The 14,067-nt window shown below is 51.7% G+C and carries 7 protein-coding genes; 5 read left to right on the top strand and 2 right to left on the bottom strand.

Annotated elements, in window-relative coordinates; translation table 11 throughout:
- Window positions 1-56: 56 nt before the first annotated feature.
- A complete protein-coding gene (gene dnaE / locus GGR27_RS08860) occupies window positions 57-3,641 on the bottom strand; it encodes a DNA polymerase III subunit alpha (RefSeq protein ID WP_168037061.1) in 3,585 nt (1,194 codons plus the stop codon).
- A 1,898-nt stretch (window positions 3,642-5,539) separates the two neighbouring features.
- Between dnaE and GGR27_RS08865 the strand changes: the two genes are divergently transcribed.
- The 4 genes from GGR27_RS08865 to GGR27_RS08880 all read left to right on the top strand — a co-directional run bounded on the left by GGR27_RS08865 (window position 5,540) and on the right by GGR27_RS08880 (window position 12,354).
- Window positions 5,540-8,731 carry a SusC/RagA family TonB-linked outer membrane protein gene (locus GGR27_RS08865; RefSeq protein ID WP_168037062.1) on the top strand — a complete coding sequence of 1,064 codons (3,192 nt, stop codon included), beginning with the start codon at window positions 5,540-5,542 and terminating at the stop codon, window positions 8,729-8,731.
- A 24-nt stretch (window positions 8,732-8,755) separates the two neighbouring features.
- A complete protein-coding gene (locus GGR27_RS08870) occupies window positions 8,756-10,507 on the top strand; it encodes a RagB/SusD family nutrient uptake outer membrane protein (protein WP_168037063.1) in 1,752 nt (583 codons plus the stop codon).
- 201 nt (window positions 10,508-10,708) lie between these two features.
- Window positions 10,709-11,245 (top strand): TlpA family protein disulfide reductase, encoded by a 537-nt coding sequence (locus tag GGR27_RS08875; RefSeq protein ID WP_168037064.1) that lies wholly within the window; start codon window positions 10,709-10,711, stop codon window positions 11,243-11,245.
- A 38-nt stretch (window positions 11,246-11,283) separates the two neighbouring features.
- Window positions 11,284-12,354, top strand: a complete 1,071-nt coding sequence (locus GGR27_RS08880; protein ID WP_168037065.1) for a hypothetical protein — start codon at window positions 11,284-11,286, stop codon at window positions 12,352-12,354.
- A gap of 153 nt (window positions 12,355-12,507) precedes the next feature.
- On the opposite strand, the gene GGR27_RS08885 is transcribed toward GGR27_RS08880, so the two are convergent.
- On the bottom strand, window positions 12,508-13,242 hold the full coding sequence (locus GGR27_RS08885) for a hypothetical protein (RefSeq protein ID WP_168037066.1): 735 nt from the start codon (window positions 13,240-13,242) through the stop codon (window positions 12,508-12,510).
- Between the two features lie 218 nt (window positions 13,243-13,460).
- Here GGR27_RS08885 and GGR27_RS08890 point away from each other — a divergent pair, with 218 nt between their 5' ends.
- Window positions 13,461-14,045, top strand: a complete 585-nt coding sequence (locus GGR27_RS08890; RefSeq protein ID WP_168037067.1) for a hypothetical protein — start codon at window positions 13,461-13,463, stop codon at window positions 14,043-14,045.
- Window positions 14,046-14,067: the final 22 nt, after the last annotated feature.

Genomic DNA, 14,067 nt, shown 5'->3' on the forward strand with positions numbered 1-14,067 from the left:
ACTTTATGTTTGCGCGGTCGCGGGTGCAAAGTCTTTACGGGTAAACCGCCGCGTATCTACATAGCCGCCCGCCCCCGGTCCAAAGAATACTGAATCCCAAGCCGTTCCACGCCCTTGATAAAGTCCGAATCCGCATCCACCGTCCGCTTCAGCGAAAACATCTTGAGCTTCGTCTGCTCGTCGTTGTCGATGAACACCATCCGCAATTTCTGTTGCCCCTGAAACCGCTGGCACAGCTCGTCTAACTCCCGGACCATCTTGCCCGTCACCCGCCCGACGGCGAACTTGAGAATGATCGCCTCCGTCATCTCCCGACCGATGCCTTCGAGTAATTTGACGTCGTTAATGCTCAGTTCCAGCTCGTCGTTGCGCCACGACTTTTTGTAGACCGCCGTCACGAATAGCGCCGACCCCTGCTGCAAAATGTGCTTGTACTTCTGATAGTCCTCCCCGAAAAGCGTGAATTCGATGCCGCCGTCGTAATCACCAAATTCAAAGATGCCCCAGCCGTTGCCGTTTTTACTGATCCGGTGCTGCGCCGCCACGATCATTCCTGCCAGCTTCACCGTTTGGCGGCCGTAGCGCTCTGGGTTCAAGTCCGACAAACCGCACGTAACGAAGTTGTCGATCTCCAACTTATACCCGTCCAGCGGGTGGCCGGATACGTAAATGCCGGTGACATCCTTTTCGTGCGCTAGTTTAATGGGCAACAGCCACTCGATTGCTTCGGGTGCCCCGGGCTCGATGGGTAACACTTCCTCCTGAATTGCCCCGAAGAGCGAAGTCGCGGCCGAAGCCAACTGCGCCTGGTAAGCATTAGCGAACTTGGTGACGTGCTCCAAATAACTATCGTATTTCTCGCTCGGTGCGAAGTACTGCGCGCGGTGCATGGTGTCGAAACAGTCGAAACCACCGGCGTAAACCAGGGCTTCCAGCACGCGCTTATTGACCGATCCTGGCTCCACTCGCTGCATCACGTTAAACAGACTGGCGAACGGACCTTCCTCGCGGGCCTTCAAGATAGATTCAACCGGTCCTTCGCCGACGCCCTTCAGCGCCGTCATGCCGATCCGGATGGCACCTTTTTTATTGACCGCAAAATCGGCTTGAGACTCATTGATGTCCGGACTGAGCACGGCCACGTCCATCCGCTTACATTCCCGGAGGAAGAACGTCAGTTTGGTCTGGTCGGACTTGTTGTGCGTCAGTACCGACGCCATGTACTCGGCGGGGTAGTGCGCCTTCAGGTAAGCCGTGTGGTAAGCAACCAGAGCGTAGCAGGTGGAGTGGGATTTGTTGAAGGCGTAGCTAGCGAACGCTTCCCAGTCTTTCCAAATCTTGCCGAGCTTATCCTCCGGGTGTCCATTCTCCGTACCACCCTTGATGAACTGCGGGTACATCTTATCGAGGGTTGCCTTTTGCTTCTTACCCATCGCCTTCCGCAGTACGTCGGCCTCGCCCTTCGTGAAGTTGGCGATCGACTGGGAAAGGAGCATAATTTGCTCCTGGTAAACGTAAATACCGAAGGTCTCTTTGAGGTACTGCTCTTCCGCCGCCAGCGTATAAGTTATCGGCTTGCGGCCATGCTTCCGCTCGATAAAGTCGGGGATGTATTCCAGCGGGCCGGGCCGGTACAGCGCGTTCATGGCAATGAGATCGTCAAACGTCGTCGGTTTGAGGTTCTTCATGTGCTTCTGCATTCCGCCGGATTCGTACTGGAAGATGCCGTTCGTTTCGCCGCGCTGGAAGAGCTCGTACGTTTTTAGGTCGTCGAGCGGCAGCTCGTCCACGTCAATGACCACATCGTGATTTTCTTTGATCATCCGCAGCGCGTCCTTAATGATCGTCAGGGTTTTGAGGCCCAGGAAGTCCATCTTTAGCAGGCCGGCGTCTTCAGCTACGGAGTTGTCGAACTGGGAAATATACATCCCCGTCTCCTTATCGCAGGTGACCGGGACGTGCTCCGTTATGTTGCTCGGCGTAATGACGACACCACAGGCGTGAATACCGGTGTTTCGAATGGACCCTTCGAGCTTCATGGCCGTACGGATCATCTCGCCGATGTCGTCCTGGCCGGCGGCGAGGTCGCGGAAAGCGTATGCTTTTTCGGCGTCTTCCGAATTGAGGTTACCCTTTAGTTTGCGGTCGATGTCGCCGGGGGCGAGAACGCCACGGAGCGTGGCACCGAGTTGCTGGGGAAAGGACTTGGCAACCCGGTCGACTTCGCTCAGTGGGATGTCCATCACCCGGCCAACGTCGCGGAGGGATGATTTGGCGGCCATCGTACCGTAAGTGATGATCTGGGCGACCTGCTCCTGTCCGTACTTGTCGATCACGTAATCGATCACTTTTTGGCGGCCGACGTCGTCGAAATCGATATCAATATCGGGCATAGACACCCGCTCCGGATTCAGAAATCGCTCGAAAAGCAGGTCGTACTTGATGGGGTCGACGTTCGTGATGCCGACACAATAAGCTACGGCCGAGCCGGCTGCAGACCCCCGACCGGGGCCGACGCTTACGCCCATCTCACGGGCGGCGGTCGTGAAGTCCTGCACGATGAGGAAGTAACCGGGGTAGCCCGAAGCCTTGATGACACTGAGCTCGAAATCCAGCCGTTCGCGGGTTACCTCGTTGATCTCCCCGTACCGTTTTTTCGCGCCCTCATAGGTCAGGTGGCGGAGGTAAGCGTCCTGGGTTTCGAACTCGGCCGGCATGGGAAAATTGGGCAGCAGCACGTCGCTGGCGAGTTCCAGCACCTCAATCTTATCGTACACTTCCATCGTCGTGGCGACCGCTTCCGGATGGTCGTGGAAGAGGTTGGACATTTCCGCCTGCTGCTTGAAGTAGAAGTCGGAACTGGGGAACTGGAAGCGTTTCGGGTCGTCCTTTAGCGAGCCGGTGTTGACGCAGAGCAGGATGTCGTGGGGTAAGTAATCCTCTTCCTCGACGTAGTGGCTATCGTTCGTACAGATCACCTTCACGTTGTGCTTCATCGCCAGGCCCAGGAGCTTGACGTTGATGTCTTCCTGGCTTTTACCGGAGTAAATCGTGCGCCCCTCGCGGTCCTTACCGAGGTTGATGTCGTCGATGCCGCGGTGACGCTGGATTTCGATGTAGTAGTCTTCACCGAAGATGTCGAGCCACCACTTGAGGGCAACTTCGGCTTCGTCATCTTTACCCGCAATCAGGAGTTGCGGGATTTCCGCACCAATGCAGCAACTCGTCACGATCAGCCCCTCGTGGTACTTCACGATGAGCTCTTTATCGATCCGCGGGTACTTACCATAGAGCCCCTCGATGTAGCCGATCGAGCAGAGTTTGGATAGGTTCGTGTAGCCCACCTTGTTTTTAGCCAGCATCAACTGGTGGTAGCGCTTATCTTTTTCGCCGGCGGCGCGGGAAAAGGCCTTTTTGTGCCGGTCCTCCACCAGGTAAAATTCGCAGCCGATCATCGGTTTGATGTTCCGTTTGCGGGCTTCGTTGACGAATTTAAAGGCACCGAACATGTTGCCATGGTCAGTGAGCGCCACGCCCTTCATGCCATCGGCCACGGCCTTGTCCATCATGTTGCCAATCTCGGCGGCGCCGTCGAGGAGGGAGTATTGAGTGTGGCAGTGGAGGTGGCAGAATTCTGGCATAGGGGGAAGGTTGGTCCGTAGTCTAGGGTCTTTGGTCTGGAGCCCTCGGTAGTCGGGAGGTAGCATTACAAGGTACGTTGAAAACGGGTTTTTCAAACAAATAGTTATGCACAGGGGTGTTGATAAACGGGTCGTGGTGGTGGAGAAGTTAGTTTTGGTTTCAGATTGTTCTGAGTGAAGGGGGGCGAGGTCGCGGGTGCCAGGTTGGTGGGGTACGAATCTGTCGACTGGGGGGCAGTCCGGTATGAACTTTCGGACCTTGGTGGTGGCAGCAAGTTCGATCGGGTAGTCTGAGTTCCACAATCCTTCCACCGGCTGCATTTCCGAGTTCGGCGAGGCGGGTAGCGCACCCAACTATCACGATCCACGTGGGTAACATCAAGGCATATATCCTGCACCGGACTATAACAGATAACCAAAGTACGCTTCGTTCGTACCTATTCAACAGTTTAGCTGCTACTCAGACCTACAGTTGAATTAGTTGACGCAGGATGGAAAAGTGATGCTAGCACAAATAGGCCTGAGCGTTTCGTAAGTGTTCTCGTTAGAGGCGGCCTCGTGGATTATTGGCCCTTGACCATGATTTACTGCCGGGATCCCAGAACGTATTTTCATCATCCTGAACGGTGTGAGGTAAGACCTAATTCCTGAGATAACCGGGTTGTTTAGTGTATTAAATAAATACCCAGGTAAGCACGGGGGCGGTTAATTAAAGTAGCGTATAAATATATCCACACTAATGTTGGGAATAACGACGAATGATTGTGGTGGATTATTTGCCGTCCACCGTCCTTGACTTCAAGGGTGTGGGGCATTTAAAATATTTGATATTCAAGACGTAGTTACGGCAAGTGTAGTTAGCACGGATTCGATCATTATCCTTAAGATATCACTACGCAACGTGTCCGTTGCTGAGGAGTAAATACTAGTAATTGTCCTTACGCAAGGGAATGTTTCTAATCGTAAAAAGCGGAACACATAAGACAAAAAAGGACACAAGCACAAAACGGTGTGAGTACACTGATTCCGCTAGCTTTTGTCTTGTGCTTTTTTCTTCCTTTTGTGATTTATGTGTTAAAAATCAATCTTCTGTGCTCAGTGATCACAACAGGTGCGTAAGATCAGCTAGTAATTATCCTCATGTGAACTTCGCGGTCTCCTCCACACGGAAGATGACACTGACGAACAAGCATGGCGGCACTGAGTGTTTCGCATCGTTGCGAGAGTTAGAGGGAATATTGTGTGGGTTCTCTTCGCAACCGCTGGGATCAATTGGCTACTTCAATAAAAGTGCCGGCTGGTCCCCATGCCTCACCCGCTAAAGTTTGCCGTTGCGGAGAATAACGGTCTTCCGAAATACTAGAAAAGCTAGTCGAACTTACCGGGGTGGGTAGTAAATGGGTGAGTGCTGCGTCAGATACCAAAGAGTGCGACCCAAATTTTGAGTCTCAAGATCCCCGCAAAATTGCTCTTAGTCTGCTGGTGAATCTTGCGCCAAATAATGTCTGGCTTCCCCACCTTACCCTGCACCCGCGGCCGCGCCTTTTAATGGCAAAAATGCAGTTAAATAGCGGACAATCGATTGCTGAAAAAGCCGCAATCGATTGTTGAAATAAAGAGAATGCTCACGTTAAATAAAGAATTGAAATTTTACCCACCAGCAGACTGGAATTAATCGGGCCCGGAGACACCTTAAAGTAGCTGATTTTGAGTGGGATGATGACTAAATGTGCACATCTTGGTCCCAAGCAGGACAGTACAGGATACTATGTGCTTCACAATAACACAAATTTGTTTCAAGCCGGTCACCATCCGGGAAAGCAAATTTAATTTGGCGAAATTGGTATATATCGCGTTCTTAAGCTTTCAAAATTTTGTATAATCTCACAAGTCACATCATGATGAAACTTCTATTCAACTGCAAAAAGGGGCTGCGGATGGCCCTGGCGGTCGCCTTGCTCTTCAGCGTTATGGGGGCCATATCCGCCCAGGCGGTCACGGGAACGATCGTTGACCAAACCGGCATCGGTATCCCGGGCGTCAACGTAATTCAGGTAGGTACCACAAACGGTACGGTTACCGATATCGACGGCGCATATTCCGTGACCATGCAAGAGGGGTCCGACGTACTCCGGTATTCCTTTCTGGGTTTTTCTTCCGTTGACGAGACGGTAGCTGGCCGGTCCCAAATTAACGTAACGCTCGGTGAGAACGCCCAGGCGCTCGAGGAGGTCGTCGTAATCGGCTACGGCACGCAGAAAAAAGTCAACCTAACCGGTGCCATCGGCACGGCCAGTGGCGAAGTACTGGAAAACCGGCCCATCTCGAACGTCGGCCAGGGCCTTCAGGGCGTGGTTGCGGGTCTGAACGTTTCGGTCCCCAACGGTGACCCGAACGGAAATGTTGAATTCAATATTCGTGGTTTTACTTCCATCAACGGTGGTGATCCCCTCATTCTGGTAGATAACATCCCGATGGATATCAACCGCATCAATCCGAACGATATCGCCAGCGTCAGTGTCCTGAAGGATGCGGCGGCTTCGGCGATCTACGGTGCGCGGGCAGCTTTTGGCGTTATCCTTATTACCACTAAAAAAGGTCAGGAAGGAAAGGTGAAGGTTACGTTCAGTACCGAGCAGGCGCTGTCGTCCCCGATTTTTCACATCGATCCGATACTCGATCCGCTCACTTACGTGACCAATTGGAACATAGCTTCTCAAGCGGACAATGGCAACCCTACTTACGACCAGAACTTTGTGGACGGCGTCCGTAGGTACTCCGAAAATCCAACCCAAGAAAATGAATGGGGTGTGTTTAACAATGAACTACGCTTCTACGGCTCCAATAATTACCAAGAGCGGTTGGTCACGGATTTTACTCCCCAGCGCAAGTACGACATGAGTATTTCCGGTGCGACCAACGGGACTTCCTACTACGCTTCGGTCGGATACTTCACTAAGGATGGCTATTTGGCCATTAAGGATGCCAATGAAAAGTTTGAGCGCCTGAACGCACTACTCAAAGTCAACTTCAAGATTAACGACTGGCTCTCGTTAGAGGAGAAGGTTATCTACAACAATATCCAGCAGGATAATCCCCATAACTATGGTTTTAACGCAAACCTCAACTCCATCCAAAGAATCACACCGCTCGAGCCGTTGGAATTTCCCGATTTGCCATTTTACTTAGAAGAAGGAGACCGGGAGGAGTATGAGCAGTTTATCGGAGCTGGCTTTGCATCTTCGTTCAGCGCCATACCCTACTTGACGGACGGTGGCCGCGATCGTTCGGAGCGCCACGAAGTGTGGCTGTCACAAGGTTTGACCGCAACGCCCTTCGACGGATTTGTTATTCAGGCTAATTTCGCCTCTCAGTTCGAGTTTAGAACCCAACAGAACGTTGCAAGTCTCATTGATTTGGTGAATGGTGTGAATCTTACCAATACGGCGTTTGACAACGGCGAGAGTAATAACGATAACATTGGTGAACGGCAGAACTACAACCAAAACTACGTCTTCAACGCTTACGCCAAGTACGATTTCACCCTGGGTATTGCTCACAACTTAAGTGCACAGGTTGGCTATAATCAGGAATTGTACCAAGGTAAGCAAGTTACTGCTGGTGCTCAGACCCTGCTAAGTCCCATTATTACTCAATTAGACGCTACGACTGGCGTACAAAATTCGGGTGGTAACGCGGAAGAGCAAGCTATTCGCGGAGCGTTTTTCCGCTTCAACTATAACTTTAACGAACGTTACCTTTTCGAAGTCAACGGCCGCTATGACGGCACGAGTCGCTTTCCTAAAGCCGATCGCTTCGGCTTTTTTCCTTCCTTCTCCGCCGCTTGGCGTATTTCAGAAGAATCTTTTATGAGTGGAACGCGCGATTGGCTGGATAACCTAAAAATTCGGGCCTCTTATGGAGAGCTGGGTAATCAGACAGTTTTGGATAATAGTAGTCCACGTCGCCAATTATACTATCCTTATATCCCGTCCCTGTCTTCTGGTAACTCTGATTTCGTTCTCAATACCGGTCAGACGTCGGTTGTACGACCTCCTGGCCTAGTAAGTCCTTCCTTAACTTGGGAAAGCGTAGGTACCCGTAACATTGGAATCGACATTTCTCTTTTGGCCAGCCGTATAGACTTCTCTTTCGATATCTATACTCGTGACACCAAAGACATGTTACTCGGCGTTTCCCGGCCTGATATTCTTGGTGCATCCCCACCGAGGGAGAATGGTGCGGACCTGAGGACTAAAGGATGGGAACTCTCCGTCTTATACCGCGACAAGATTCGCAACTCCGTCGATTTTAGTCTTCAGCTTGCTCTAGCCGACAACACTAGCCGTATCACTCGGTACGATAATCCAACTGGAAACATAAGGAACTTTTACGTAGGCCAAGAACTAGGAGAGATTTTTGGTTACCAAACCGAAGGCATCTTCCAATCACAGGAGGAAATTGACGGCGCTCCAGATCATGATGATCTAAGTAATAACAATGTCCGTCCGGGTGATATTCGCTTCACTGATTTGAACGGAGACGGTGTTATCGATCAGGGGCTTCGGACGCTCGACTCGCTGGGCGATTTCACCCGTATCGGTAACGAAACCGCGCGCTATTCTTTCGGCGTCACTCCCACCATAAAGTGGAAGGGAATCACCGTCAGTGCCTTCTTCCAGGGCCTGTTCCGCGACTTTCTTCCGGATGCCGGCAACTGGGGTACGTTCTATCCTTACCAATCCGGCTTCATTCACGAACCATGGCTCAACGACTCCTGGAGCCCCGAAAACCGCGACGCGTACTTTCCGCGGCCAATTATCCGCGACACCAGGAACTTCGCTCCCCAGTCACGGTACGTGCAGAACGCTGCCTACGTGCGCTTGAAGAACCTCACGCTTGGCTACCAGGTTCCGAGAACCATCATCAGTAAGGTAGGTTTAGCTCAGGCAAATATCTACTTATCCGGCCTCAATTTGTGGGAGTACACCCCAATGCGTAAGCCGCTCGACCCAGAGCAGGTTGGAACCAGATTCCAGCAATACTACTTCGAGCGGACCGTTAGCATGGGCCTCAACGTAACTTTCTAAGTCGATCACCAACAAACAAATAAGATGAAATTTTCAATAAATACGGTGACGCTCTTACTGTTCGCCGGCCTGCTCAGCAGCTGTAATGATGACTTTTTGGAGCGAATACCGCTCGATGAACTGAGTCTCGAGACGTTCTTTCAAAATGAGAACGATCTAAGGACTTACAACAATGGTATGTACGATCAAACTAGGGATGACCGGAACTTGGTCGTCCTGCACGGCCATCACACCAGATTCCCAAGTAGTAACAGCAGCTACTGGTATCTGGATGGTTTTACCGATAATACTGCCCCAGTACAAGGAATATTCGACAACATACGCGCGGGCGTCCACCGGACGAACGGACGTTATTTCTTCGGTTGGGGTGAGTGGGGTTTTCTGCGGACTATCAATATCGGTCTGGCAAATTACGATCGCGCATCCATCGACCAGAAGATCATCAACAACTATACTGGGGAAGCCCGCCTCTTTCGTGCATGGTTCTACTGGGACCGGGTTTCGAAATTTGGTGACATTCCGTACATCGACAAAGAACTAAGTCCGGAATCACCCGAACTATTTGGGGAGCGTGACGATCGTGATTTTGTAATGACTAAGGTGTTGGAAGATCTGGAGTTTGCGGAAGCTAACTTGCCCGACAAATGGCCTGGCGGTGATAATCCAGGGCGCATGGACAAAGCGGTAGCGCTAGCACTCAAAGCCAGAATTTGTTTGTTTGAAGGTACCTGGCAAAAGTACCGGGGCAACGACGGCAATATGTGGCTCGAAAAAGCCGCCGCCGCCGCTAAAGAGCTAATGGACTCCGGAGAATTTGAGCTCAATATGAACGGTGACTCACTCACCGCATACAACGAAGCTTTCGCGGAAACGGAAACGTTAGAGAATAATCCCGAAATCATCTACTGGATCAAATACGAAGCCACCATTCGCGACAACAACATCGTAAACTTCTTCCCAGGACGTTCCGGCGGTGCTACGAAGGAGATGGTCGAGGACTACCTCTGTAGTGATGGCCTGCCCATCAACCTTTCTCCCCTGTACGCCGGAGATACTACGATTGAAAGTGTCTTCATCAATCGTGACCCCCGCTTACCCGCTTCGATTCTGAATCCAAAGGATAAAGAACGGTACGGTTACAACGAAAGTGATGCAAGTAGTTTTCCTCGCCTGCCAGGAATGGGTGGTCTCACCTCGAGTACTGGCTACCACATTGTTAAAGGATATAGTGAAGAAACCGATCTTCGTGGTTATAACCGGGGTACCACCCCCGCCATCGCCTTTCGCCTCGGTGAAACTTACCTAATTTACGCCGAAGCAATGGCGGAACTCGGCCAGATCAGTCAGGACGATCTGGACATGACCATCAATAAACTGCGCGACCGAGTCGGAATGCCGTCCCTCATGATGGACCCACCGATGGACCCCCGCTACGCAGACGTAGGCATTTCTTCCCTCCTCGTAGAAATCCGTCGCGAACGCCGCGTAGAGCTGTTTATCGAGGGACAACGCTACGATGATATTCGTCGTTGGAAGTGTGGTAAAGAGTTGACGCAGGAGGATTTGGGTATCCGATTCGACGAAAAGGCTAAGGCTCGTTACGATGGCGCTAGGGTACAAACCATCGACGTTGACGGTGTACCATACGTGTCTCCCTACAAAGGCACCAGCTACGAAAATCCTACGTTCGACGAGGATAAGCACTACCTCTGGCCGATTCCTAACGGCGCGCTGTCTTCTAACCCGAATTTGGGTCAGAACCCCAACTGGGAGTAGTATTACGATTCATTTCATGGGTAAAGATCCCGCAGCACCCCGGTGCTGCGGGATCTTTTACGTTTCGGAAAGTTTCTCCTAGCCTTTGTGGGCGGCGGAATGCTTTCGATTCGCAACCCGTACGGAGTCCCGTACCAAAACTAAGCTCGGTAATAGATATTCGATTGAACAAGTAAGGGCGTGGGGAGATTAGCTTTTTCTATGCGCCTCTCCCTTCCCTTGCTCCTCCTGACCCTCTTACTTTGCACCTGCGACTTCGACAGCTACCGGAGCCAGAAAACGGTTGGCCCCCTACCGGCACTCGGTACCGCGGTGATTCCCGTCCGCTACGCGGAGTTCAACGATTTAGCCCCGCTCTTTCATCAGGATTCCGATACGACCTACCTCATAAACTTTTGGGCCACTTGGTGCCAACCCTGCCGGGAAGAGATTCGCTTGCTGGAGGAATTGGCCAAGGAAGAACACGCTAAGCCAATGGAGATTGTCCTCGTAAGCCTCGACCAAAAAGAGGCAGCAATTGAAAGTATTCCCGCATTTTTGGAAGCAAACGGACCGAACCTCCGTTCCGTAATTCTTACCGATACGAGCGATGCCGTTTGGGGGCCGACGATCGACCGCGTCTGGTCCGGCTCGCTACCGACGACCATTATTTACCGGGGAGAACTACGCTACGTGTACCGGCGGGCGTTCAACACCTTTGCGGATTTGGACCGGGCGGTGGAACCCTTGATGAAGTAGGGTGACCTTGACTAAGGTATGAATAGTAAAATATAATCGTGAACTTACGGATCATACGAAAGAACGCCAAGGAATACCGGAACTCGCAGCTTCCTTCAGGCAGCGTCACGTTAGACAATTTCCGCCTCGACGGTAAATTGCTGGCTAAAAGCAAAGTACCAGTATGGTGTGTGGTTCTCTATCTGCCCTTCGTGGCTTTAGCGGTATATGGTTTAATCGTGAATTTTACTGATTTATCGACGTTAAAAGGCAGTGACCATTGGCTAAGGAATGCTGTGGATTATTTGAGTTTTTTGGGACTCTTATCTGCTTTCCTGTGGTTTAGTTTTGCCATTTTTAGTTCTGCCGTAGCTAGTTGGCCCACTACTTTTCAATACCAAACCTTTCATTATACTACCCGCTTTGTGACGAATTTACTCGGCTTCCTAATGCTGAGCTTTTTCTTTGCCTTCCTCCTGTTCTCTTTTTTTGATGTGGTTGTGCTCGCTGGACCGGAGGGCGCATCTTTTCTCAACAGCTTGCAAGAGCGTGACGCCGGGGAGCTAATCGTCATGGGGATTTTAATGCTAGTAATACTGCTCCTTTGGTTATTGCCTTTATCGGTCGCGATATTTTTTGCGTACCTCTGGTACCAGTCAGGATTAGTTATCGCTCGGATAATGAATTGGTGGGTGCAACGTGGCCCCTTACGCGCTAGTTTTGACAAGGAGGTTTACGATTCTGGCGATCAATTTCGGGTACAAGTCCGCGATAAAGCCTCATTGAAGGACGGGCGGCGGTACCGGGTTCACTTATCCTACGTCGATGAACTAACGTTCACTGAAAAGACAGATCAGGCCTTCTTGCGGGAGGGGGAGACAAGATCAATGTACTACCGCGACTACGGATTTTCAAAGTTCATGGACGTCACTTCCGCTGAGTTGCAACGGGGTATTGACTGGTCCATTCCTGACTTTATCCATCCGGGCAGATCTGTTAAGCGCTATCCCATCACCTACTACAAACGTGGGGTAGTGTGCCGTTACTGGGAACTCCTGATTGAGGAGCATAACAGCCATTTTCATGCCCGGTTTTTTGTCAACGTCAAAGCACCTACGCCCAGCGCTTAAGTCCTCCAATTGAACGATCGGCGGGGTCACCAAGCTCTGCGGAGATACGCCTTTTTTACTTTGCTTCTCGCCCCCCCTCCTCCTTTGCACCTGCGACAGCGCATAAGAAACAGCCGGTTGCTCGCATTTGGTTCGGTCCGTTATCAACGGCGATTATTTGATGGGTAAAGTTGGGCGAAAGACTTTGGCACTATCGGCTAGAGGCGGTTGGCAGGGAGAGAGACCACGCTCCGTCCTTTGCTCGTTGTGTAGTTCGAGTAGTTTTTTGCCGGTGTAATAATTGGCCCTTTTGAAGAGGCGGTATTTTTTTGAAATGCCCGCCTCGTTCAGCGTGTAATTTCGGTACATATAGCCGTAGTAACCGCCGCCGTGAGATAACGAATTATGGTCGGCCAACTCTTCGTAATGGCTACGGTATTTCTGGCGGCTGACGTAGCTGAGGCCGTCGTAGGTCAGGCGGGCGTTGGAGCGTTGCTCGTAGTAGGCCACGTGGCCGAGTTCGTGTACGAAGCAGCCGATTTGCGCGGAGTAAGGGTAGCGGCGAAAGTCAGTCACTTTGTCGGTGATGTCGTCGACGTAGATGTTGTAGCGACGCTTGTTGCGCGCAAACGCATAATTAGCCGGGCGGGCGGCCATGGAGGTCTTGAGGGGTTTCTGGACAATGGTAATTCGGATACCCTTTAGCTCGGGGTAAAAGGAGAGGGCGGCAAGTAGCTTAGGGCGGTACACGTCCGGGCAATCGACAAAACTACCGAACTCTTTTTCCAGGGCGGGGAGCGCGGCGCGGACGTCCGTGCTGTCAATCAACTGGCAACTGAACTTATAATTTCTCAGCGGATTGACGTACGTTTCACTTAGTTCGCTGACGGTACGGTTGCAGGAAGACACGAGAAAAAATAGTAAAGAGAAGAAAACTATTCGGTGGGGGAGAGAGCGGATCACTGGGGGAGGGGATGTTGCCGGACAAGATAGGTTACTTACGGCTCCCGACTCAGTCGGGACGGGTGCGGGGTGAATGGAACGTGCGGGCGGATGACAAAAAGCGGGAAAATCTTTCAACAACTACTTGATTCTGCGTATTTTGAGCTTAGACCGAACTACCACCCATGCGCTACTGCTACGCTCTTCTTCTCGTCGTCGCTTTCACCCTCACGGCCGCCGCCGAGTCCTACCGCGGTTTCCTCCTCACGAAGGATAACTACCAATTGACGGGTTACTTCAACCTGATCGAGTACAGCCCGACGGGTAACTACATCACGTTCACTAACGACTTTGGCGACGTTTATGCCATCGCGCCCCAGCTTGTAAAGGGTTTTGGGTTTAACCAGGAAGGCAGCAGTATTCGCTTCATCAGCCGCTACCACGAGGGGCAGTGGTTCTTTCTCCGGGAAGTAGAGCCGGGCCGCCACCTCAGTCTTTTTGCCCTGCCGGACGGAAAAGATCAGTACGTGGACGATTCAATGCTGCGTCTGTTCAGTACCCAGCCGGCGGCCTACTGGTTTGAGTACGGAAAAAATCAGTTATTACCCATCCCCCGCGTTGGCTACAAGCGGACGATCCGGAATTTTATGGCGGAATCTAACCCCAGTTTGGCCGGGCGGATCGGCAAGAAAGGATACCGCTACCGGGATATGGTGAATATCGTGGCGGAATTCAACGTGACCGGTGGACGGAAGCGGCGGCGCTTGTAGCACGGGTCAACGCCACTATGGT

Source organism: Neolewinella antarctica (genome assembly GCF_011927835.1).
In the GTDB taxonomy this organism is placed as follows: domain Bacteria; phylum Bacteroidota; class Bacteroidia; order Chitinophagales; family Saprospiraceae; genus Neolewinella; species Neolewinella antarctica.